The 22,929-nt window shown below is 57.7% G+C and carries 9 protein-coding genes and 2 pseudogenes; 9 read left to right on the forward strand and 2 right to left on the reverse strand.

Translation table 11 applies throughout. The annotated features are described in order from the left end of the window. Positions 1-386: 386 nt before the first annotated feature. The 3 genes and pseudogenes from WBG83_RS21000 (at position 387) to fni (ending at position 4,078) form a co-directional block, all read left to right on the forward strand. Positions 387-1,217 (forward strand): uroporphyrinogen-III synthase, encoded by an 831-nt coding sequence (locus WBG83_RS21000; RefSeq protein WP_336747320.1) that lies wholly within the window; start codon positions 387-389, stop codon positions 1,215-1,217. A gap of 279 nt (positions 1,218-1,496) precedes the next feature. Then, positions 1,497-2,772: pseudogene (gene pepT, locus WBG83_RS21005) on the forward strand (peptidase T). Between the two features lie 283 nt (positions 2,773-3,055). Then, positions 3,056-4,078 carry a type 2 isopentenyl-diphosphate Delta-isomerase gene (fni, locus tag WBG83_RS21010; protein WP_336747331.1) on the forward strand — a complete coding sequence of 341 codons (1,023 nt, stop codon included), beginning with the start codon at positions 3,056-3,058 and terminating at the stop codon, positions 4,076-4,078. 353 nt (positions 4,079-4,431) lie between these two features. Here fni and WBG83_RS21015 read toward each other — a convergent pair whose 3' ends face one another. Further along, the gene (locus WBG83_RS21015) at positions 4,432-5,472 is read right to left on the reverse strand and encodes a CobW family GTP-binding protein (protein ID WP_336747321.1); all 1,041 of its coding nucleotides are present in this window, start codon (positions 5,470-5,472) and stop codon (positions 4,432-4,434) included. A 534-nt stretch (positions 5,473-6,006) separates the two neighbouring features. Next, the gene (locus tag WBG83_RS21020; protein ID WP_336747322.1) at positions 6,007-6,915 is read right to left on the reverse strand and encodes a helix-turn-helix domain-containing protein; all 909 of its coding nucleotides are present in this window, start codon (positions 6,913-6,915) and stop codon (positions 6,007-6,009) included. Positions 6,916-7,294: 379 nt separating this feature from the next. Here WBG83_RS21020 and addB point away from each other — a divergent pair, with 379 nt between their 5' ends. The 6 genes and pseudogenes from addB to WBG83_RS21050 all read left to right on the forward strand — a co-directional run bounded on the left by addB (position 7,295) and on the right by WBG83_RS21050 (position 22,632). After that, entirely contained in the window at positions 7,295-10,882 is a 3,588-nt protein-coding gene (gene addB / locus WBG83_RS21025; protein WP_336747324.1) for a helicase-exonuclease AddAB subunit AddB, read from the forward strand. Beyond that, on the forward strand, positions 10,879-12,231 hold the full coding sequence (locus tag WBG83_RS21030) for a UvrD-helicase domain-containing protein (protein WP_336747325.1): 1,353 nt from the start codon (positions 10,879-10,881) through the stop codon (positions 12,229-12,231). Before addB ends, WBG83_RS21030 begins: the two co-directional genes overlap by 4 nt. Before the next feature lie 583 nt (positions 12,232-12,814). After that, positions 12,815-14,635 (forward strand): reverse transcriptase domain-containing protein, encoded by a 1,821-nt coding sequence (locus WBG83_RS21035; RefSeq protein WP_336747326.1) that lies wholly within the window; start codon positions 12,815-12,817, stop codon positions 14,633-14,635. A gap of 320 nt (positions 14,636-14,955) precedes the next feature. Further along, positions 14,956-17,658, forward strand: a pseudogene (addA, locus tag WBG83_RS21040) (helicase-exonuclease AddAB subunit AddA); the annotation flags it as partial. A gap of 211 nt (positions 17,659-17,869) precedes the next feature. Continuing rightward, complete coding sequence (locus tag WBG83_RS21045) at positions 17,870-19,084, forward strand: exonuclease SbcCD subunit D (protein WP_336747328.1); 1,215 nt, start codon at positions 17,870-17,872, stop codon at positions 19,082-19,084. Further along, positions 19,081-22,632 (forward strand): SMC family ATPase, encoded by a 3,552-nt coding sequence (locus WBG83_RS21050; protein ID WP_336747329.1) that lies wholly within the window; start codon positions 19,081-19,083, stop codon positions 22,630-22,632. The genes WBG83_RS21045 and WBG83_RS21050 overlap by 4 nt, the downstream gene beginning before the upstream one ends. The last annotated feature ends 297 nt before the right edge of the window (positions 22,633-22,929 follow it).

Here is a 22,929-nt window from a genome sequence, read left to right on the forward strand (position 1 = left end):
ACAGGAACTACCTGCCAATCCATTGTAAAGGATTTTTTTGCGTCTGAATGAGATAAATACAGAAAATTATGAAGATTCAGAGAAAATTAATGCAACGCTAGTGATCTGATTTGAAAAATAAGTTGTATCTTGAAATTTGAAATAACGTCCTGCCTTTTGTGGAATTTGCGGCAGGACGTTTTCAGCTGTCATTTGGGGAAATATGGACAACGCTGTGAATGCCGGTTGAGAATCGTAAAGACATGCTTTGTTGATTTAGCGAATGTTCAAAACCGAGTATTGCGATTTAAAAGCATTTTTTTGTCGGATTTGGCGTGTCAACTATTGAATTTGTCGGCATTGTGCGTTATGGTTTGTAACATCAAGCAGGGTGAAAGAGGTGCCAGATGAGCAGATTGAATTTGGAAGGAATCCGGGTGGCCATTACAGGGCCCCGCAAGGCCGAGGAGCTCGGACGTATGGTGGAGAAGGCGGGCGGCATTCCGCTGGTACGCCCATCACAGGGAACCGTGTTTCTGGAGGATGCCGAAGCAGAGCTGATGCTGCAGCGGTTCTTGCGGGAGGAGATTGATTGGGTCATTATCACGACCGGAGTCGGTCTTGATACGCTGTGCGGCATCGCGGACAAAATGGGCCGGTATGCCGAATTCCTGGACAAGCTGGGTAAAGCCAAGGTGGCGGTGCGAGGTTATAAAGGATATGGGGTGCTCAAAAAGCTGAATATCGTGCCTGTCGTCCGGGATGACGACGGAACGACCGCCGGACTGATGCGCATGCTGGAGCAGCACGATTTGCGCGGCTGTAATGTGGCGCTGCAGCTTCATGGCGATCCGGCTCCGCGCCTGGTCGGCTATTTGCAGCGGCAGGGGGCAAGCTATTTCGAGCTGCTTCCTTATCGCCATACCCCGCCGGAAACGGCTGCGCTGGAGCGGCTGACCCGAGAAATCGCGGACGGGGAAGTGGACGCCGTGACGTTTACCAGCGGTCCGCAGGTACGGTTTTTATTCGCTTACGCCCGGGAGCAGGGGCTGCTGGATAAGCTTTGCAGCGGGTTTGCCGCAGGAACCCTTGCCGTTGCCGTCGGCAAATATACGGCCGAATGTATTCGGGAAGAAGGCGTAGAGCGAATTGTTGTGCCGGAGGTAGAGCGGATGGGCTTTATGCTTCAGGCGCTGGCGGATTATGTGGAAGCGAACAAAATAAACGCGGAAGGTTAGCCGACGGAATAACCTTCTATTGAAAAACAAGCCTGCCGGAAGCTCTGGCAGGCTTGTTTTTCGCCTGATTCCCTCATGAAATGATGTCGCTTAGGTGATTGAGCGAGCTTCAGCGGGCCGCCGAGGTACGGGCTGACTCCAGGCGGCTGACAGTAATGGAACAGACAAGCCTCATGTCGGTAGAATAAAGCCTCTGTTCGTGTCCGCCTAGGGCTTATAGCGGCCGGAGAATATGATAAAATAGAGGAGGCAAGCATAACCCAAAGGGGCTGAGTGATGATGAAGCAGGAGCTTCTCAGGCGCTTGAGCGCTTACGTTAAAATAGACACCCAATCCAATGATGACAGTGCGTCATGCCCGTCCACCCCGGGCAAATTACGCTCGGCAGGCAGCTTGCCGCCGAATTGGAAGCATCGGCCTGCAGGACGTAACGATGGATGAGAGCGGTTATGTCATGGCGACGCTGCCCTCCAATACCGACAAGCAGGCGCCGGTGATTGGCTTTTTGGCGCACCTGGATACGGCGACCGGTTTTACTGGCCAAGGGGTAAACCCGCAAATGGTCGAGAACTATGACCGCCAAGATATCGCGCTGAACGAGGCGCTGTCCGTAGTGCTCTCGCCGAGGGAGTTTCCCGAGCTGGCCCGGTATAAGGGCCATACGCTGATGACGACGGACGGCAAAGCGCGCGGTGTTTCGCTGCATGACGGCGGTCGGTCGACCACAAGAACCCTGCTTGGCGCGGACAATAAAGCTGGCATCGCCGAAATGATGGCCGCTATGGCTTATTTGGCTGCGCATCCTGAAATCAAGCACGATACGATCCGGGTGGCGTTTACGCCGGATGAAGAGATTGGCCGGGGGCCGCATCGGTTCGACGTGGCCGCGTTTGGCGCAGCATACGCCTATACGGTGGACGGAGGCCCGCTAGGAGAGCTGCAGTACGAGAGCTTCAATGCGGCAGCCGCGCGCATCACGTTCCGGGGAACGAAGGTTCATCCTGGCACAGCCAAGGGCAAGATGGTCCATTCGGCCCAAATCGCCATGGCGTTCCACGGACGGCCTCCGGCGGATGAAGCTCCGGAGCTGACCGAAGGCGATGAAGGCTTTTACCATCTGCTTTCATTTCAGGGAGATGTCGAACAGACGGTGCTGCGTTATATAATCCGCGATTTTGACCGGAACCGCTTTGAAGAGCGCAAGGCGGTGGTCGCAGCGCTTGTCAGCGAGCTGAAGCAGGAATACGGCGAGAGCAGCGTGGAGCTGGAGCTGAAGGATCAGTACTACAACATGCGGGACAAAATTGAGCCGGTTTTCGAAATTGTGCGGATTGCCGAGCAAGCGATGCGCAGCCTTGGCATCGAGCCGGACATCAAGCCGATTCGCGGCGGGAAGGACGGGTCGCAGCTGTGCTATATGGGGCTGCCGGCCCCGAATATTTGTACCGGCGGAGAAAATGATCACGGCAAGTACGAATACATATCGGTGGACAATATGGAAAAAGCGGTGCAGGTCATCATCGGAATCAGCCGCCTGTTCGAGCAGCGGGCGTAGGGATAAGACCGGGGGGATGAGGGGCGCTGGTCATCTGCCGCACAGACCTGGGAATTTCAGGTGTGTGCAGCGCTTGTCCCTGGACACATTATCTGTCAATATAGGAAGTAAAGGAAACTGGCCGCTGTATTCCGCAGAGGGCGCCGGGTAGCCGGGTGCATCAGGAGATTGGGAGAGAGGTTGTGTTGAAGTGACGGAGCATACAAAGGCCGCAGGGCAAGGGCCTAACGACAGTAGAGAGCTGCCTGACGCAGCGTTCGGGGGGGAAACGCCGGACGAGCAGATGGAGCGGCGCAAGACGGAGCACATCCGCATTTGTCTGGAGAAGGAGGTAGGCGGGGTCGGAATTAGCGGCGGCTGGGAAAAATACCGGTTTTGGCATAACGCGCTGCCCGAAATCCGGTTTGAGGAAATTGATACCGGATCTGCTTTTTTGGGCAAGTCGCTTCGAGTGCCGTTTATCGTCAGCTCGATGACCGGAGGAACCCGTCAAGCCTGGGAAATTAACCGGATTTTGGCTGAGACGGCAGAGCGTCGGGGCTGGGCGATGGGTGTCGGATCGGTCCGCGCAGCGGTGGAAAATGTGAACACGGCTTACAGCTTCCGGGTACGGGATATAGCCCCGACCATTCCGATTTTCGCTAACCTCGGGGCCGTCCAGCTGAATTATGGCTATGGGGCCGAGGAATGCCAGCGTGCGGTTGAACTGGTGGAGGCGGATGGACTTGTTCTGCATTTGAACAGCATGCAGGAAATTTTTCAGCCCGAAGGCGACACGGATTTCAGGCATTTGGCGGGCAAAATCCGGGAAGTCTGCCGATCACTCTCCGTGCCGGTCGGCGTCAAGGAGGTTGGCTGGGGAATCAGCGGCGAAGCCGCGCTTCGTCTGGCGGATGCCGGAGTAGAGTTCATTGATGTCGCAGGAGCGGGCGGCACGTCCTGGAGCCAGGTGGAGAAATACCGCAGCGCCAAGGGCATCCGGCGTCTGGCGGCCGACACCTTTGCCGGATGGGGAATTCCTGCCGCCGATTCGGTGCGGGAAGTGCACAGCCTGCTCCCGCATATGCCGCTAATCGCCAGCGGCGGGATTGACAGCGGGCTGACGGCGGCCAAGGCGATTGCGCTTGGCGCGGATACGGCAGCGTTCGGACGGGTGCTGCTGGCTCCGGCCGTAGATTCGATGGAAGCGCTGGATTTAGTTATGCAGCAGCTGGAGTTCGAGCTGGCGGCAGCCATGTTCGGCATCGGCGCCGGATCGCTTGCCGAGCTGAAGGGCTCAAGCGCGCTGCGGTTAGTACAAGGCTGAGAATGAAGCGAGGCGCGCGTACAGGCTTTGCTGCCGGAGGGAATCGGACGGCATGAGGATAGCAGACGCTTGACACCGCCATGAGGCTCGTTTATCACCGGCTGGGGATTCAGCGGCTATCAACGCAAGCCACGGTATACTGGGCACTGCGCGTAGTGCGAAATAAGATCGGCATCTTGTCAAATCGAAACGGCCTTAGCCCCTGCGGAATACAGGGCTAAGGCCGTTTCGACGCTTTACATGATTTTTATCGGCTGATTAAAGGAGGTTTAAACGTTTATTTCAAGCGGCGGCATGTGGCTGACGGCCGTCATGCGACGCCGCACCCCGCCCAGCTTGGCGCGAGCAAGTGATTAGGAACGCGTGCCTGGGGTCTGTTCGATGAGGCTGCTCCAATCGCGGCCAATCTGTTCTGCGTCCAGACCAATCCCGATCAGCACCAGGTAAGGGGCTCCTTCAAAATCGGTGCTCTGCCAGTTTATCCGCCCTCCGGCAAACTGCATCAGTCGGCTTGAGCCGTCTTCCGCACTGGCGATATACCCCTTCGCCCGCAGCAGCTGAGGTCCGCACCGCTTGATAAACTGCGCTACGTGCCTCGGAGCCAGGGCGGCTTGCTGCGGAAGCGCCAGTGTCAAGGTTTGAACCCGGCTGTAGGAGGTCGGTGCCGGATTGTGGTACTCCTGAGCGTGGGTGTGCTGCCGGGAGACCTGCCGCTGAGCCGCGCCGACGACCTTGAACGGCGCCTTGCTTACGGCGGGCGCAGCATATGCCAGCGGCTGCAGACCGGCAAACAACGGCTCCGGCTCCATGCGGCTAAAGGTCGTATAGTGAAGGCGAGCGGCTTCATTCTGCTTGCGGACAGCCTTTTCAATTTTGGGCAGACGGCTGACCGGGACGAGATCCGTTTTGTTGACGAGCACAATATCCGCTACCTCCATTTGGCGGCGCAGCGTCTGCTTGAGCGCCTGGTCCGTGTTAAAGAGGCTGTTGTATTCCAGCACCCATTCGGCATCCACCACAGTCAAAATATGCCTGAGCTCGGTCCGGCCGAGCAGGAAGGGCTCGCTGAGCGCATCCGCCACCTCCTCCGGATTGGCTACTCCGGTCAGCTCAACGAACAGCACATCGGGCCGGCCCTGAAGCAGCCGGCCCACGGAGCCGGCGACCTCTGCTTTTTTGCTGCAGCAAATACAGCCGTCCAGCAGCTTCTCCAGCCCGGCCTCTTGCAGCTTTGCCTGCACGAGTCCACCGTCGACATCAGACTGTCCGAGCTCATTCATCAGAATAGCCGGCTTCAGGCCGCGGCGCTGCGCTTCCTCAAGAAGCCTCAGCAGCAGCGTTGTTTTTCCGCTTCCCAGAAAGCCGCTAAGAATAAATACCGGAACCTTGCTCATCTAATCGCTCCTTACGGGTCATATTCGGGGCAGCCCGGCGAAGGCGGCGCCGTGTGATTACAGGGAATCTTGCTCATGGGAACAGAGCGAGCACAGATAATAGTAATTATTACGAATTATAAACAGTATAGCATCTCCCCCTACATTGTCAAAAACCGGGACACTCAAGGGGACAGCAGCCCGCCGCTTGGCGGCCAGCCGGAACCGCAGCACGCTTGCGGAATCCTGATGGCGCAGGCGCTCTGCCGGTCGCATAGGCACAAAGGCTGTAAATGCCGTAAATGCCGTAAATGCCGTAAATGCCGTAAATGCCGTAAATGCTGTAAAGACTGTAAAGACTGTAAAGACTGTAAATGCCCGCAATGCTTGCAGCCCGTCATTAGAACTTAAAGAAGCCTGTACGGGGCTATATCCCCATTGTATTTGAACTCGTGTCTTTCTATCCCCGTTGTTATTCTGCTACAATGAAAAAAAGACCAGGGTCCCCTTTGGAATATCGATAGGGTCCGCGGTCTATTTGCTCATAACCGCCGTTCATGCCCGGGATAGCTGAGGCTTGGACGGCTTCAGGGTCTTGCGTGACGTGGGCTGGCTGCGATGCAGCAGCCGATAGGCGGTCGGAGTCATGCCGACATACGCCTTAAACACCCGTCCGAAATGAGTCAGGCTGTCGAAGCCCATTCGCTCGGCAATATCCGCCACGGCCTCTTTGGACTCGATCAGCGGCTGTTGGGAGGCTTTTACCCGGAGAATGCTCACGTATTCCACATAAGAAAACCCTGTGATTTGCTTAAAGAGCTTGCTTAAATAGCTTGGATTAAACTGAAACTGCACTGCAATTTGTGAAAGGCTGATCCGTTCTGTAAAATGGAGGCTTACAAATTGTGCGATTTCGGATATTTTGGCATGCAGCGAGTTGGCTGAGGCGGACTCAGGCTGTTCCTGCCCGGTCTGCCTGCGAACTCCGCATTGCAGCAGCAGCTCGGTGAGCAGCATGCGGACAGCCATTTCGAACTCCGCAGGACGGCCGTTCATCTCCTGCATCATCCGCATACATGCGCTTTCCACAAACCGCCGTTCTTCTTCGGCCAGGTGCAGCACCTTATATGGATTGGAGAACGGGTGAAGCAGCTCTGTTTCCATAAAAAGCGCTTGCATCGGAGAGATGAAGTCCGGATGGAACTCGATGATAAGCTTATCTCCCGTAACGGAAGGAGAAGTCACATTGCGGTGTATCTCTCCCGCCGGGATAAAAGCAATATCGCCCTGCTGCAGCTGGTAGGAGCGATCCCGGACAAACAGGGCATGCTGCCCGTTCATGATATAAATGATCATGTATTCCTCTCGGGTCGGCAGGTAGAGGTACGCCAGCTCCGATTGGCTATATTTTATAGTGAATTGTCCGGTTTGCAAACGATAGTCGCATTCATGATTTAGAAGCATCGTTTTTTGGTTTCCTCCCGGTGGTGACATATACTTCTATTATTATATATCGGAAAAGACAGGTTCCGGTTTATAGTTTTTAAACAATTTCATCTAAAAAACGACCGGCGCGCAGACGGCATCTGCATCCTGTTCGGCCAAGGATACCCGTAAAGCTGCGGGATGAGAAGCCGCTGCAGCCGTGCGGCCGCAGATCGGGGAACACAGAAAGCGTCGAACGCGGCTCCCGATCATGCGGTGCTCGCTGCATGTTGCCGTATGCCGGACATGTCCGGCATCAAGGTTACTTTACAGTAACTGGATTTCAAAGACAAAATAGGATCGGGAGCGCAGGCGGAAATATGCTAGAATAGGTGAATGAGGGAGGGAGCGTGGGGAAATGTCGATACGGTTTGTCATAGGTCGCGCAGGCAGCGGAAAAAGCCGGTTTTGTCTGGAGGAGCTGAAGACGCAGCTCTTCCAAAAGCCGCAGGGGCACCCGCTTGTTTTCCTTGTGCCGGAGCAGGCCACCTTTCAAATGGAGCACGCGCTGATTACCTCGCCGCAAATTGGCGGCATGCTGCGGGCTCAGGTGCTCAGCTTCCGCAGGATGGCCTGGCGGGTGATGCAGGAAACCGGGGGAACCGCACTGGTGCCCATCGATGACAGCGGCAAAAAAATGCTGCTGCACAAGCTGATGCTTCAGCATCAGGAGGAGCTCGGCTTATTCCGATCCTCCGTTCACCAGCTTGGATTGATTGATAAATTAAATGAGCTTTTCAGTGAGTTTCGCCGGTATGACGTCACGCCGGAGTCTCTGGAACAGCAGGCCGAGGCGCTGGAGAACGGCGGGTCTGTCACCGGCTTGTTTCGCTCCAAGCTTCGCGACGTGCAGCATTTATACGGTTTGTTTACGAAGGAACTGGTGCGGCATTATGCCGATTCTGAGGATATTTTGACGATGCTGGCCGGACAATTCGGCGAGTCGTCCTTGGCGGGTCAGGCCGAGGTATGGGTAGACGGGTTTAACGGGTTTACTCCGCAGGAATACGCAATTATCGGCACCTTCATGAAGCATGCCCGGCGGTTGACGATAACTCTGTGTCTGGACAAGCCGTACTCGGCCGGAGAGCGTCCTCATGAGCTGGATATGTTTCATCCGACGGCCACCACCATGATTCGTCTGCAGCAGCTTGCGCTGGAGCATGCCGGAGATCGTACAGTGGAAGTTGTCCGGCTGGATCAGCAGCAGCGGTTCGCCGGCGCAGCAGAGATCGCGCATTTGGAGAGGCATTATGATACGAAGCGGCCGTTCAAGGAAACGGAGCAGCGGCCGGCCGAGGCTGCCGGCTTCGCAGGCATTGAGCTGCGGGAGGCTGCAAACCGAAGGGCGGAGGTTGAGGGCGCCGCACGGGAGATGATTCGCCTGGCGCGTGATGAAGGGCTCCGCTGGCGGGATATGACCGTGTTAGTCCGTAACCTGGAGGGCTATGGGGACCTGCTGCGCACAACGTTCGCAGACTATCATATCCCGATCTTTATGGATCACAAGCGCTCGATTCTGCATCATCCTATGGCCGAGCTGATTCGTTCCGTTCTGGAGGCTGTTGCCCGTAATTGGCGTTATGACGCGATTTTCCGTGCGATCAAAACGGGATTTTTCCTGCCCCGGCTGGCCCAGGAGCTTCCTGAGCTGAGCCGCTCGGAAATCACGATGCTGCTGGATCGTCTGGAAAATATGGTGCTGGCCTACGGTATTCAGGGCATCTCGCGCTGGACCGAAGCGAAGCCGTGGCGGGTCGGACGTGCGGTTACGCTCGAAGGCGAGACGGTCGCGGCGGATAGGGAGACGGAGCAGCTGGAGCAGCGGCTGAACCGCTGCCGGCTTGCGATTGCTGCGCCGCTTGAACAGTTTCAGCGGCAGCTCCGCCAGGCTGGGTCTGTGCAGGATCAGGTGGAGGCGTTATTTTCCTTGTTAACCGGCCTGGACGCTCCGGGGACACTGGAGCAATGGAGTGCGGCGTGCATTGGCGGGGCGATGCCGGAAAAAGCGAAGGAGCACGCCCAGGTCTGGGACAGCATTATCGATATGCTGGATCAGCTGGTCGAGATGATGGGCGCCGAGAAGCTGGACGCAGGGCATTTTGCCGATATCGTGGATACGGGGCTGGAGAGCATTCAGCTTGGGCTTGTGCCGCCGTCGCTGGATCAGGTGCTGATTGGCAGCATGGATCGGACCCGCTCTAGGCCCATACAAGTGGCCTTTATTCTGGGGGCCTCCGAGGGCGTAATGCCTGCAGTGATGAGCGAAGACGGGGTATTGACCGAAAATGAGCGGGAGGCGCTGACGGACGGCGGCCTGGAGCTGGCTAACGGAAGCCGGCGCAAGCTGCTGGATGAGCGGTTTATGATTTATACCGCGCTCACGCTGCCTTCCCGCAAGCTGTGGCTCAGTTATCCGCTGGCCGACGAAGAGGGCGGCGCGCTGCTGCCTTCGGAAATTGTGCGGCATCTGGGCCGCCTGTTCCCCGGGATGAAGGCGATCCCGCTGCAAACCGAACCGGATGCGGGCATGAGCGACGCGGAGCAGCTGCATACGCTGGCAGCCCCGGACAAAGCGCTGTCATATTTGGTCGCCCAGCTGCGGGAATGGCGAAAGCAGGGCCATATTGGAGCGTTATGGTGGGATACATATAACTGGTTTGCGTCACAGCCGGAATGGGGCACGCGGCTTGCTTCGGCGGTGCGATCGTTATTTTTTACCAACCGTGCGCTTCGGCTGCAGCGAGAGACGAGCCGGGAGCTGTACGGGGAGCACCTGCTCGCCAGTGTGTCCCGGATGGAGCGGTTTGTCGCCTGTCCCTTCTCGCATTTCAGCTCGCACGGCTTGCGGCTGAGGGAGCGTCCTGTGTTCCGGCTGGAAGCGCCGGATATCGGGGAGCTGTTCCATGCAGCGCTTAGCGCCTTTGCGTCACAGCTGCTCGTAGACCGCATGTCGTGGGGGGATTTGACCGCGGAAGAATGTCTGCGGCGCGCCTCGACCATTGTAGACGGACTGGTTCCCCGCCTGCAGGGCGAGATTCTGCTCAGCTCCAAACGGTACCATTATATCGCCCGCAAGCTGAAATCAATTGTAGGCCGTGCGTCCATTGCGCTGGGAGAGCATGCCCGGCGCAGCCAGTTCCAGCCGCTGGCGCTGGAGCTCGGCTTCGGCCCCGGCCAGCAGCTTCCTCCGCTTGAATTTCGTCTGGACAACGGATCAACGATGAATATTATCGGCCGGATCGACCGGGTGGACCAAGCGGAGGGCGACGACGGGCTGCTGCTTCGCATCGTGGACTACAAGTCGAGCCAGACATCGCTCAAGCTTGCCGAGGTCTATTACGGGCTGTCGCTTCAAACCCTCACATACCTGGATGTCGTCATTACCCATGCCGAGCAGTGGCTTGGCCGCAAGGCGACGCCTTCAGGCGCCCTGTATTTCCATGTTCATCATCCGCTGTTGAAAAAGGTGAATGGCGTTCCCGCGGAGCAAGCCGAACGGGAGTTGTTTAAACGGTATAAGATGAAAGGAATGGTCCGCGCCGATTTGGAAACGGTGCGGCTGATGGACGGTGAATTGCGGGACGGGCACGGCACATCGGATTTACTGCCGGTCGGCATTAAAAAGGACGGCGGCTTCACGGCCAGATCGTCCATCATGACGGATGAGGAATGGAAGAAGCTGCAGGGGCATGTGCGGAAGGTGATTCGCCGAATCGGGACCGAGGTGACCGAAGGAGTTGTCGATATTTCCCCGTATAAGCTTGGCAAGCATACTGCCTGTACGTTTTGCCCGTACAAGCCGGTGTGCCAATTCGACCCGCTGCTGGACGGCTGCTCTCCGAATGCACTGGCCCCGGTTTCGCAGACGGAGGTTTGGCGGCGCATCGAGATGGAGGCCGAGCCGGGAATCGCGCAAACGGATATAAAGGAGAGAACACCATGATGGCAGCAGGCGTAACGAAGCCGCAAGGAAGCACCTGGACCGATGATCAGTGGCGGGCTATTGCCGAAGGGGGCAGTGACCTGCTGGTCGCAGCGGCGGCGGGATCGGGCAAAACCGCCGTGCTGGTTGAGCGGATCATACGCCGCATCTCGGATGAACAGCGGCCCGTCGATGTGGATCGGCTGCTGGTCGCTACGTTTACGAAAGCAGCGGCTGCAGAGATGAAGCACCGGATTCGGGAAGCGCTGGAAAATGAGCTGTACAAGCAGCCCGGCAGCGAGCATCTGCGCCGTCAGCTGGCGCTGGTGCACCGGGCCAGCATTACGACGCTCCACTCTTTTTGTCTGGAGGTCGTGCGCCGTTATTTTGAGCTGGTGAATCTGGACCCGGGCTTCCGGATGGCCAACGATACCGAGTCCGAATTGCTCCGCCAGGAGGTGCTGGAGGAGCTGCTGGAGGAAGCCTACGCTTCCTCCGGGGAGCAGGATGCGTTCTGGCAGCTGGCGGATTGGTTCAGCGGGGAACGCAGCGATGCGGATTTGGTTCATTTAATTCTCGATTTATATGAATTCTCGCGCAGTCATCCTTGGCCCGATGTGTGGCTGAGGGAAATGGCGGCGCAGTTTGCCCCGGACAGCGGTGCGGACAAGCGGCTGGGCTGGCTGGACAGCCTGCGGCAGGATGTCGCTTTGGAGCTGGAGGGCGTCTCTGCGCTGGTGGAGCAGGCGCTGGAATTGTGCGGAGTCAGCGGCGGGCCGCAGCCTTATGCCCAGACGCTGCAGGAGGAGCTGGAGATGGTTCAGCGCCTGCGGCTTGCGGCGGCGCAGTCCTGGGAGCTGCTGCGGGAGCAGATGCAGCAGGTCGGCTTCGGCACATTGAAGGCGTGCCGGGGAGATCAGTATGACAAGCAGCTCCAGCAGCAGGCTAAGGCGCTGCGGGATCAGGTGAAGAAGACGCTGCTGTCGCTGCAGGAGGAGCTGTTTGTACGGACGACGCAGCAATACGGCGCAGAGCTTCAGTCCATTCACCCGCTAATGACGAAGCTTGCCGAGCTGGTTATAACGTTTGCCGAGCGGTACCGGCAGGAGAAGGCGGCCCGAGGGCTGCTTGATTTTTCTGATCTGGAGCACTACTGCCTGCAAATTTTACGCGCTCCCGAATCGACTCCGGAGGAGGCGATTCCCTCTGCGGCAGCGCTGGAGTATCAGGCCCAGTTTGAGGAAGTGCTGCTCGATGAATATCAGGATACGAATATGGTGCAGGAATCCATTGTCACCTTAATCGCGCGGAGCGGTCCCGGCAACCGGTTTATGGTCGGCGATGTTAAGCAGAGTATTGTGCGCCCATAAGGCGCATCAGTTTACCCCGTTAAGCCGGGGGGCTTCAAGGGTATCGAAGCCATGTCTCCCAACTTATCCAAAGGGGAAACCTGATGGGGAGTGTAGCATGTTGGGAAAGTCGCAAGTTGGCGAGCTAACACGTCACGACTGAGCGGCGAGACATAAAGATAAGTACAAGGATGAAAGCTAAACTGCTTAAAGTCTAGTCTTAGCGGGGCAATGCTTCCCGGCAGGAAAGTTAGCTGCTACCTGACCTCGGCGCTATTGACAGTGGATAAATTGAACGCTGTCAGACACTTCGAATAGATAAATGCTATAATTCGAGGTGATACCCAAGCTTCTCTAGCGCTGGCGCACACCTGGATAGGTGGAACGGACGAAAGGACCATCCGACAACTTATCGTGCTTGGACTGATGTGACTAAATGGGGATTACCTAAGTGGGAACGCCGATAACGCTATACCCTGTAGAGGGCTGAATATCCCATATGGTAACGGAGTCTCCGTAGTAGTCCGAGATAGGGAAAGCCTGTCACATGGCGAAGGGAGACAGCTTGTTGGTATAAAATTTGCGGAAAGGAGCGCAAGGCTCCATGAATTCTAGCGAAACTTTATACCTATTGACCAAGATATCCAGTGAAAAGCCTGACTACGTGTTCGAACGGGTTTATCGCCATTTCTACAACCCTGACTTTTATCTTCGAGCCTACGACAACCTCTATGCCAACAACGGTAGTGGAACTGCAGGTATCGACGGTGAGACGGCTGACAAATTCAGCATGGATAAAATCAGAACCCTTATAGAAATGATGAAAGATGAATCGTATCAGCCACAACCGGTACGAAGGGTTTACATCCCGAAGAAGAACGGACAAAAACGTCCTCTCGGGATACCTTCCTTCTCGGATCGAATCATCCAAGAAATATGCAGGATGATACTTGAGGCGATGTACGAACCCACCTTTGAGGATTTTAGTCATGGATTCAGACCTAATCGCAGCTGTCACACTGCCTTACACGAAGCAAAGGTTAACTTCAAAGGAGCAACATGGTTTATTGAAGGAGACATCAAAGGATACTTTGACAACATCTCTCACCACAAACTCATCGCGCTACTGGAGAAGAAGATCAACGATGCGAAGTTCATCCGACTTATATGGAAGTTCCTAAGGGCAGGAACCATGGAAGACTGGAAGCGCTGCGGAACTTATAGCGGTACCCCGCAAGGCGGAATCGTTAGCCCTGTGCTTGCAAACATCTACCTTGACCATGTTGACAAGTGGTTTAACGCTTACAAAAATAAATACGATCAGGGCACTCCGAAATCCAAAACAGTATCAAAGCGGTATAAGACCTTGGATATGCGAGTCGTCCGTGCTAAGCGAAAGCTTGAAGCCGCAGCAGACTCGGACACACAGGAGAACCTGAAACAATTTATTAAAGAGCAAACCGACTTGCGAAATAAAACCCCTTACTATACTTTTCAAAACTCGGACTTCAAACGCATCAAATGCATTCGTTACGCTGACGACTTCGTTATTGCAGTCTGGGGCAGTAAGGAACAATGCGAAATGATTAAGGATGATATCAAAGAATTTATGGCGAGCGAACTGAAGATCGAGCTTTCAGAAGAGAAGATGCTGATTACTCACTCTGCGGACGGAGCCAAATTTCTTGGGCATATCATCAAGGTCAGAGACGACTGGAATTTCCGAAAAGACAAAAACGGCGTAAAAAAGAGAGTGTACAACGGATGCGTTGAACTCTACATGCCGGACGATACGGTCAGGAACTTTATCACGAAATATAAGATGGTTAAAGACATTAACGCCAAACAATGGAGAATGCTTCACATTCCATCCATCATTAACCATCCCGATATCGAGATTGTTGCACTGTACAACGCCCGCTTACGTGGTCTTTATAACTTCTACAAAATGGCAATCAACGTGAGCAGGTACATGTGGCAAATAAGATATGTCATGGAATATAGCTGCTTAGCGACTCTCGCTAACAAATATAAATCCAGCATTGCCAAGATTAAGCAGAAATTTATGGTGGATAAGCATTGGGGAATTCCTTACGAGGACAAGAAAGGGCAGACAAAAATCCTGTACTTCTACAAGGATGGGTTTACGAGGTCTAATACTCCTTATAAACTGTCTGACCCTGATCTTCATCCGAACCTCATGCCGTTCTTCAATAACCCGACAAGCTTGCTCGATCGGCTGAGAGCGGGTCAATGCGAGTTATGCGGCACCAACGATTTCAGGCTTAACTACGAGGTTCATCACGTCAACAAGCTGAAGAACCTTAAAGGCAAAGAAAAATGGGGAAAAGTGATGATAGGGAAGAATAGGAAGACGCTCATCGTTTGTCAGGAATGTCACGATAAAATCCATCGTGGTGAGTAAGTATCTATGGTCGAAATGACAAGTGGAGAGCCGTATACTTGGAGACAAGTACGTACGGTTCGGAGGGGAGTTCTTCGAAACCTGTCACAGGAATGTGATAAGGCGCGGGGTTCTTACCCTACTACCGCTTTCGGCTGGCGGAGCCGGGCTTGTTTCTTCACAAATATAAACGTTATTGGAGCGGTCCGGGCAAAGCCGGACATGCCCCAGGCGCAGAAGTCCTGGGCAAAGGGGCGGATATGACTGGCGGACAAGGAGCGGAAAACGATACAGGTCGGGAGCTTCACGGCCTGCTGCCGGCTGCAGACGAGACGGGCATCCGGATTGATTTGGCCCGGAACTTCCGGAGCCGGCAGGAGGTTGTAGACGGCGTTAACTATGTGTTCCGGCAAATTATGCATGAGGCTGCGGCCGAGATGGATTACGATCGCAGCGCGGAATTGGTTTGCGGTGCCAGCTATCCGGCAGGAGAGTCCGCTGCCGAGTATGCGGTGGAGCTGCTGATGCTGGAGCAGGGCGGCGGCGAAGATTCCCGGGAGCCTGAGGACGAGAGCAGCGAAGAAGAGGAGACGCCTGCACCGGACGAAGCCGGAGAAGAGCAGGCGCTGGAGGCCGCACAGCTGGAAGCCCGGGCCGTGGCAATGCGGATACGGGAGCTGCTCGGCGACGGAGGGCGTCCCTTTCTGGTCTTCGACAAGCGCATCAGCGGGCTTCGTCCGCTGCAGTATCGGGATATTGTGATCCTGATGCGGTCGTCGCAGGCGTGGGCGCCTGTGTTTATGGAAGAGCTGAAGCTGCAGGGGATTCCCGCGTATGCGGATCTCAAAACAGGGTATTTTGAGGCGACGGAAGTCGAGACGATCATGTCGCTGCTGCAAATTATTGATAACCCGCTGCAGGATATTCCGCTTGCCGCAGTCCTGCGTTCCCCGATTGTCGGATTAAATGAAGAGGAGCTTGCTCTGCTTCGGGTGAATAACAAGCGCGGGCTGTTCTATGAAGCGATTATGGCTTATATCGCCTCCGGCATCGGTACTGCTGCAGCCCCGGAGAAGGCTGGAGGTACGGCGGAGCCGCATTTGCAGGCGGCGCAGCCTCCGGCGGCGAAGACCGCTTCGGATGAATCGGTTTCCTTCGAGCATGCCGAGGATGAATTAAGGCTCAAAATACAGCATTTTGCAAGTCAGCTCTCCGTTTGGCGGGAAGAAGCGCGCCATGGGGCACTGGCGGATTTGCTGTGGCGCATTTACCGCGAAACCGGGTACTACGACTTCGTAGGCGGGCTTCCCGGGGGCTTGCAGCGGCAGGCCAACCTGAAGGCTCTCTACGACCGGGCCAGACAATATGAAGCTACTTCCTTGCGAGGCTTGTTCCGTTTTCTCCGTTTTATTGAACGGATGCGGGACAGTGGCGGTGATCTGGGTACAGCCCGGGCGTTAGGCGAGCAGGAGGATGTTGTCCGCATCATGACCATTCACAGCAGCAAAGGGCTGGAATTCCCGGTTGTATTTGTTGCCGGATTGTCCAAGACGTTCAACCGCCGGGATTTGAACGGGCGCTTCCTGCTGCACAAGCAGCTCGGCTTCGGCCCGGCGTTTGTGGATGAGAAGCTGCGAATCCAGTACCCGTCCCTGCCGATGCTGGCCATCCGCCGCAAGATGCGGCTCGAGCTGCTGGCTGAGGAGATGCGGGTGCTGTACGTAGCTTTAACGCGGGCGAAAGAAAAGCTCATTCTGCTTGGCGCGGTTAAAGGGCTCGACAAGAAGCTGGCTGGCTGGGGCCGCTCATTGGCTGCCCAGTCTTGGGCGCTGCCTGCTTTTGATTTGGTGAAGGCACAGTGCTATATGGACTGGATTGCCCCTGTTGTGCTTCGGCATCCGGCCGGAGCCGAACTGCGCCAGCGGGCTGCCCTGGAGCTCCGATTACCCCCGGATATGGCAGACGATCCGTCCCGCTGGCACGTATCGGCGGTACCGGCGGCAATCTTGTCGGGCTTGGCGCTGGCTGAGGCTGCTGCCGGCCCAGAAGCGCAGCCCGATGCCTTCCGGCTGGAGGCGCTGCGCAACAGGCTGCCGGTAGCCAGCACGGGAGAGTATGCGGAAGCGGTTCAGCGCCAGCTGGGCTGGATTTATCCGCACCAGGAAGCGACGGGACTGCTCTCCAAGACGACAGTGACGGAGCTGAAGCGGCTGGATCGCGAGCGACAGGCGCAAAGCGATGAGCTGGAGCCGGAGTCGCCCTTCCTGCCGGGATGGTTCCCGGCGGGAGGAGAAGGTGACGAATCGGCAGCCGGAGAAGCTGCGGGAGCTTTGAATATAACGGCTTCAACGGGGGCTTTCGCAGAAGCCGGTACGCAGCATGATGGAGGAAACGGAAGCGGAGAGCGGCCTGCGGCAGCGCCTCGCGGGTCCGGCCCGCTTCAGCAGCCGGTGTTTAAGCGGCCCAAATTTATGGAAGCACGGCAAATGACGGCCGCTGAGCGAGGCACGGCGGCGCACCTGGTTATGCAGCATTTGCCGCTTCCTGCGGCGGCGAGCGGGATAGCCCGCATGACGCCCGAGGTGATTCGGCAGGTGCTGGATACGATGACGGACAAGCGGCTGATTACGCTTGAACAGCGGGAGGCTATACAGCCGGAGCGGATCAGCCGATTTTTTGACCATGAGATTGGACAGCGTCTGCTCCACGCCAGCCAAGTGCTGCGCGAGATCCCGTTCAGCTACGGGCTGCCTGCGGCGGAAGTGTACCCGGCGATTTACAGTGGCGGGGCGCAATTGCCTGCGGACGGCGGGGATACCTTGTTGATTCAAGGGGTTATTGACTGTCTGTTTGAAGAGAACGGACGCTGGGTGCTGCTCGATTATAAGACAGATGCCGTCCGGGGCGCTTCCCCTGAGGAGCTTCGGGACCGGTACCGGGTTCAAATTGATTTGTATAAGCGAAGCATCAGCAGTATTTGGAAAGCGCCGATCGAAGAGGCGTACTTGTATTTTTTGGACGGCGGCATTGTTGTTGAGATGTAGTGCGGCTCGCTGTTATCCGAGGCTGCATCCGGTACAGGATTAAGCCATTGGGGCTGGGGCATGGGGATACGCGATGGCGAACGAATTGCGACCGGGTGCCCGAGGCTGACGCTGACTATGGCTGTGCTTGCCTGTCAATATCTAGATATCTATCATCTAACTTTGTGTGAATCATAGCGTGTATGCGTGTATGAAAAAGGAGGGAGTCGAAGTGCGGGTGCTGCACACAGCCGATTGGCATCTTGGCCGCACACTGGAGGGCCGGAGCCGGCTGGCCGAGCAGGAGGCGTTTGTGGATGAGCTGGTGGAGCTCGTTCAAGCGGAGCAAATTGATGTTGTTCTGATAGCCGGAGATGCGTATGATTCCGTCAATCCGCCTGCTGCGGCCGAGCAGCTGTTCTATGAAGCGCTGGGCCGTTTGGCCGATGGCGGGCGCAGGCAGGTTGCGGTCATCGCGGGCAATCACGACAGTCCGGAGCGCCTTTCCGCCTCCGGACCGCTGGCCGCCAGGCAGGGAATTACGCTGGTTGGGCTGCCCCGGCCGGAGCTGCTGCGCCTGCAGGTGGAACGGACGGGCGAGATCGCAAGGGTGCTGGCGCTGCCGTATCCGTCCGAATCCCGTCTGCGCGAGGTGCTCAGCGACAGTCTCGACGAAACGGTGCTGCGTGCCGCTTATTCGGATCGGGTAGCCCATCTGCTAAGGCAGCAGGCTCAGGGATTTCAGAAGGATACGGTTAATATCATGATGAGCCATGTGTATGTGCTTGGCGGGGCGGAGTCGGATTCCGAGCGCCCGATTCAGGTTGGCGGGGCGTATACTGTAGCTACCGACGCGTTTTGCGTTGGCGCGCAATATACGGCGCTCGGGCACCTGCACCGGGCCCAGACGCTCAAAGCCGATGAGCTGGTGCGGTACAGCGGCTCGCCTCTGGCCTACAGCTTCTCGGAAGCCGGGCAGGCCAAATCGGTCACGGTGTTTGACGCGAGCCCGGGCCAGCCGGTTACCCCCCGGGAGCTGTATTTGCAGTGCGGCCGGCCGCTGGTCGAATGGCGGGCCAAGGAGGGCCTGCAGCAGGTGCACCGCTGGCTGGAGGAGGGCCGGGATGCCGGCGCTTGGATTGATTTGGAGCTGCGGCTGAGCGAGGCGCTGTCGATGGAGGAAATCCAGCGGCTGCGCAAAGCGCACGACGGCATTGTCAATATCCGTCCGGTTTATGCTGATGCGCTCCCTTCCGAGCGGGACGTGATCCGGGTGTCGGAGCTGTCCGCTCCCGAGCTGTTCCGCCGATTCTACGAGCGGCAAACGGGAGGGGCTCAGCCGGAGCCGGAGCTGATCCGGCTCTTTATGGAGCTGCTTGATGAGGCTGCGGGCAGTGCTGAAGCAATGCCTGATTGGGCACGGAAAGGAGACGGTGAAGCGCTATGAAGCCGATTCGTTTACGTGTAAGCGGGCTGCAGAGCTACCGGGAACCGCAGGAGATTGATTTTGAGCAATTGTGCGAAGCGGGTGTATTCGGGATTTTCGGACCTACCGGCAGTGGAAAATCCACCCTTTTGGATGCGATGACGCTAGCCTTGTACGGCAAGGTGGAGCGTGCCCCGGGCGGCACGCAGGGAATTATGAACCAGGCCGAGAAGCAGCTGTCCGTTTCCTTTGAGTTCGAGCTGAGCTCGGCGGAGGGCCGTCGCAGGTACCGCGTAGAACGGCAGTTTAAACGCAGCGGGGAGGTTTCGGTTGCCGGAACGGTCTGCCGCTTTATTGTGGAGCTTCCCGAGGGACCGCAGGTGCTGGCGGATAAGGCGCAGGACGTGAATCATGCCGTGCAGGAAACGATTGGACTGACCATGACCGATTTCACCCGGGCGGTTGTTCTTCCTCAGGGCAAGTTCGCGGAATTTTTGTCGCTAACGGGCAAGGAGCGCCGTCAAATGCTGCAGCGGTTGTTTCATCTGGAGCAGTACGGGGACGGCCTGATGGCCCGTGTCTCGGCCCGGTTCAAGGAGACGGACATCCGGATGAAGGAGACCGCCGCCGAACAGCTGGGGCTCGGCGATGCGTCGCCGGAGGCGCTCCAGGCGGCCCGGCAAGAGGCGCAGGCTGCAGCCAAGGCGTGGGAGCTGCAGAAGGAGCAGCTTGGGGCTGCGGAGAAGCTCTACGCGGAAGCGAAGCAGCGCTGGGAGCGTCAGGAGCAGCGGCAGCTGCTGGAGCAGGAGCAGGAACGGCTTCTGTCGCGGGAGCCGGACATTGCTGAACTGGAGCTCCGGCTCCAGTTCAGCACAGCTGCCCACCAGGCCGTGCCCGCGCTTCGCGAGTGGAAGCACGCCCGGCAGGCTGCCGAGGAACGGGAGCATCGATGGGCAGAGGCGCTGGCGGAAGAAGCCGCCGCTCAGAACCGGGCGGCTGGTCTGCAGCTGCTGGAGGCGGAGGCGCAGCGGCAGCTTGCCGAGCAGGAGCCCGGTTTGACGGCCCGGCTGGAGCAGCTGAAGCAGGCTGTGCTTCTTCAGGAGGAGGTCCGGCTGCTGGAAGAGCGCCAAGCCGGTCTGCTGGCCCAACATACACAAATTGCCGAGCAGCGCAGACAAGCTTCCGGCCGTCTGGAGCGGGAAACGCAGCTGCTGGAGCGTGCGCGGGTCAAGCAGGCAGAGCTGAAGCAGCTGCTGGCGCAGAGCGAAGTAAAGGCGGAGGACCGGCAGCGGCTGCAGCGTGCGGTTCAGGAGCGGCAGGGGATTGCCGCTGCCGAAAGCATTATCCGCGAGGTTCACCGTGAAGGCGGCAAGCTGAAGCAGGAGCTGGAGGAGCTTGCTCTTCGGCAGGCCAAGCTGGGCGAAGCGCAGGAGCAGCTTGTGCGGGATGTGTATACGGACTGCCGTACGGCTGTCCAGCGGGCGTCAGGCATGAATTCGTCCGTCCGGCTGCTAAGCGGCCTGCTTGCCGATATGCCGGAAGCGGTTCGTCGGCTCCGGCTGGCCTGCCGGGAGCAGCAGCTGCAGCAGCTTGTTCATGCATTTGCTGCCGGGCTGCAGGAGGGAGAAGCCTGCCCCGTGTGCGGCTCTCTCCATCATCCGAAGGCGGCTTCCGCTTCTGCTGCCTCGCTGCAGCATGGTGGGCATGAGGCCGATCGAGGGGAAGCGGCTGCCGGGCTTTTGGAGCAGCTTCAGAAGCAGGGAACCGAGCTGGAGTACAGCTTCCGGCTCCTTGAGGAGAAGAGCCTCCAGCTTCAGCGGCAAATGCACTTATTTTTAACCGAATCTGATGGTGCCGGTATGGGCAGTGCCGGAGCGGTCCGGGAGAGGACGCCAGCCGATTCCGATCGCGATCCTTCTGCTGCCGGGCAGCCGCTTCTAGAGGAGCAAGCGGCCTGGAGCGAAGCGGCTGCGGCACTGCAAGCGGGACCGGAGGAGCGGCTTCTGGAGCAGGCGGAGCTGCTGACGGAAGCATGTGCGTCTATGCTGGAGGGCTTGAAGAGGGAGCGCTCCGCATACGCCGCCGCCGTGGAGCACGCGCAGGCCGGCTGGCAGCGGCAGCAGGACCTGAGGCAGAAGCTGGAGCGGGAGCATGCCGATGTACAAGCCCGCTACCATACGCTGCATGCTTTATTCCAGGAGAGCGAGCTCAAGCTGTCCGGCGCGCAGGCGGAGCTGGAGCAGGCGGCCTCCGCCTGGCGGCGCACATATGAAGGGCTGCCTTATGAGCAGGCGGAGCTGGAACGGCTGCTGCAGCAGCTCACAGAGCAGGAGCGTCAAGCGGATGAGCTGCGGGAGCGGCTGGGCAAAAGCGAGCCGTTTATTGAAGAGAAACGGCAGGTCATCGACAGCTGCAAGCAGGAGCTGGCCGAACTGGATCGGCAGGCGGCGGAAACGAAGGTTCGCCTGGAGAGCCTTGCTTCCCAGCTGGAGGACAAGCGCAGGCAGGTGCAGGAACGCACAGGCGGGGAAGATGCCGCTGTGCTTGCCGCAGCTGCGGAAGGCCTGCTTCAGCAGCTGCGCCGGACAGACCAGCAGGCCAAGCGGGATCTGGAGCAGGCCCGGGAGGCGCTGCACCAGTGCGGACTGCGCCTCAGTGCAGCTGCACAGGCGAAATCGTCCGCACAGGAGGCGGAGCTGCGATCCGGCAAGGCGTGGCAGGAAGCGCTGGCGGAGACCTCTTTTGCGGATGAGACCTCGCTGTCGCAGGCGCTGCTCGGCAAGGAGCAGCATGAGCTAATTGACCGGCAGGTGAAGCAGTACCGCGATCAGCTGCTGCAGGTGCAAATCCGGCTGCAAAGCCTGATTCAGGAATTGGGCGAGGCCTTGCTTACCAAGGAGGCCTGGGAGCAGGCGGAGCTCCGGTATCAAGCAGGCCAACAGGCCTATGAGGAGGCGCTGCAGCTCAAAGCAAGAGCGGAGCGTCAGGCGGAGGAGCTGGAGGACAAGCATCGTCGCTGGCGGGACTTGGAGGACCGCAGGCAGCGAATGCAGGAGGTGCTGGAGCGTCTTGGCAAGCTTCAGACCGTGTTTCGGGGGAATGCGTTCGTGGAATTCGTGGCGGAAGAGCAGCTGATGCAGGTAAGCCGGGCGGCATCCGAGCGGCTGAAGGGGCTCACCCGGCAGCGTTACGCGCTGGAGGTGGATTCCGGGGGCGGCTTTGTGATTCGTGATGACGCCAACGGCGGACTGCGCAGACCGGTATCCACCCTGTCCGGGGGAGAGACCTTTCTGACCTCGCTGGCGCTTGCGCTTGCTTTATCGGCTCAAATCCAGCTGCGGGGCCAATATCCGCTTGAATTTTTCTTCCTGGATGAGGGCTTTGGAACACTCGATCCCGAGCTGCTGGACACAGTGGTAACGGCGCTGGAGAAGCTGCATACGGACAGACTGGCGGTCGGGGTAATCAGCCACGTGCCGGAGCTCCGGGCCCGACTGGCGCGCCGCCTCATCGTGGTGCCTGCCGAGCCGGGCGGTCGGGGCAGCCAGCTGCAGCTTGAAACGTTATAAACGAACGTAACGGATGGGCAGCGATACTTCCTTTCTGAGCAACAACGATTCGTTCAAGCGTCGTTATTTTCCTGCAAAGATGAGTGCTTTCGGGAAAGAGCGCTGTCTGATATCCTTCAGGAAGGAATGACGCGATGGCTCATTTGCCCGGCTTCATCACGCCGTCAATGATTACTCCAGCAGCTAAAGGGGTTTGCCAAAAAGCCAATCTACCGAAAAGCTAGTGCTATATTCCGCAAATAGGCCAACGTTTAAACGCTCAGGGCTTTACCCTTGTATGCCCATTTGAAAGGCTTG

Source organism: Paenibacillus sp. y28 (assembly GCF_037137075.1).
In the GTDB taxonomy this organism is placed as follows: Bacteria; Bacillota; Bacilli; order Paenibacillales; family NBRC-103111; genus JBBBNV01.